General features: G+C 42.8%; 1 protein-coding gene and 1 pseudogene. Both read left to right on the top strand.

Going from position 1 to position 1,896, the window contains the following annotated elements; translation table 11 throughout:
* Positions 1-28 precede the first annotated feature (28 nt).
* Positions 29-1,390, top strand: a complete 1,362-nt coding sequence (gene scfB / locus ACH2DQ_RS09175; RefSeq protein WP_394915690.1) for a thioether cross-link-forming SCIFF peptide maturase — start codon at positions 29-31, stop codon at positions 1,388-1,390.
* Between the two features lie 31 nt (positions 1,391-1,421).
* Positions 1,422-1,896, top strand: a pseudogene (locus ACH2DQ_RS09170) (protein translocase subunit SecDF); the annotation flags it as partial.

Genomic DNA, 1,896 nt, shown 5'->3' with positions numbered 1-1,896 from the left:
ATGGAGTGGATTTGAAAGGGGATATACAGTGGTCCATCAATATAAAAATAATGGCTATAACATCTTACTGGATGTGAACAGTGGAGCCATCCATGTAGTGGATGACATCGTTTATGACGTGGTTCCTTTTATAGAAGAAGGACTAAAGCCAGAAGAAATCGCAGATCGGTTAAAAGATACATACGGCAGCGCCGACATTATGGAGGCAGTTGCTGAGTGTGAGGAATTAAAAGAAGCGGGTGTACTTTTTACAGAAGACATCTATGAAGAAGCAATTATCGATTTTAAGAAAAGGCAGACCGTCGTAAAAGCACTCTGCCTGCATATCGCACATGACTGTAACCTCGCCTGTAAATATTGTTTTGCAGAAGAGGGAGAATACCATGGAAGACGTGCTCTTATGAGTTTCGAAGTCGGGAAGAAAGCACTTGATTTTCTAATCGCCAACTCCGGTTCCAGAAAGAATCTGGAAGTGGATTTCTTCGGTGGAGAACCGCTTATGAACTGGCAGGTTGTAAAAGATCTGGTCAAATACGGAAGAGAGCAGGAAAAAATCCATGGCAAGAACTTCCGTTTTACATTGACAACCAATGGCGTTCTTCTAAATGATGAGGTCATGGAATTTGCCAATAAAGAAATGGCAAATGTGGTGCTCAGCATTGACGGCCGAGAGGAAGTCAATGATCTTATGAGGCCTTTTAGAAATGGAAAAGGCAGTTACGATTTAATCGTTCCTAAATTCCAAAAATTTGCAGAAAGCAGAAATCAGGAAAAATATTATGTGAGAGGAACCTTTACCAGAAACAACCTGGACTTTGCCAAGGATGTTCTGCATCTGGCTGATCTTGGATTTGAGCAGATATCGGTGGAACCGGTTGTGTCTCTTCCGGAAGAAGAGTATGCAATCCGCGAAGAAGATATTGCAGCGATCTGTGAAGAGTATGACAAGCTGGCAGCAGAGATGGTAAAACGTGAAAAAGAGGGTAAAGGGTTTAACTTCTTCCATTTTATGATAGATTTAACAGGAGGTCCCTGTGTGTACAAGAGATTGTCGGGGTGTGGTTCCGGTACGGAATATCTGGCAGTCACTCCATGGGGGGATCTGTATCCATGCCATCAGTTTGTAGGGGAAGAAGAATTTCTGATGGGCAATGTGGATGAAGGAGTAACGAAGACGGACATGCGTGATGAGTTTAAATGCTGCAATGTATATGCAAAGGAAAAGTGCCGGAAATGCTTTGCAAGATTTTACTGCAGCGGAGGATGCGCGGCAAATTCATTTAAATTTCATGGGCAGATCAATGATGCTTATGATATCGGCTGTGAACTGCAGCGCAAGCGTGTTGAATGTGCAATCATGATAAAAGCAGCACAGGCGTCTTTGGATTAAAGATTACAAATGAGAGAGAAGGAGAAGCATCATGAACAAGCAAAAAGCGATTATTGTAGTAGTTGCCATGACAATCTTATTGGGGCTTTTGGCATTTACTACATCAGTGGGATTTGGTCCTACAGGAACTGGTTCTGCCAGAAATATTAAGACCGGCCTGGATTTATCCGGCGGTGTAAGTATTACATATCAGGCAGTGGGAGATGAGACTCCGTCTGAAGAAGATATGAAGGATACCATTTACAAGTTACAGCAGCGTGTATCCCAGTACAGTACAGAAGCACAGGTTTATCAGGAAGGCAGTGACCGTATCAACATCGAAATTCCCGGTGTAACAGATGCGAACAAGATTCTCGAAGAACTTGGAAAGCCTGGTTCTCTGCAGTTTGAACTCACAGATGGTACCGTTGTATTAAATGGTACGGATGTTGACAGTGCGGAAGCAAGAGTTCAGAATGATGAGATGGGCAACAAGGAATATGTTGTTGAACTGCTTCTTACAAAAG

The organism is Robinsoniella sp. (genome assembly GCF_034124845.1).
The sequence above is the reverse complement of the archived record's forward strand: the minus strand, read 5'-3'. Positions and strand labels throughout refer to the sequence as shown.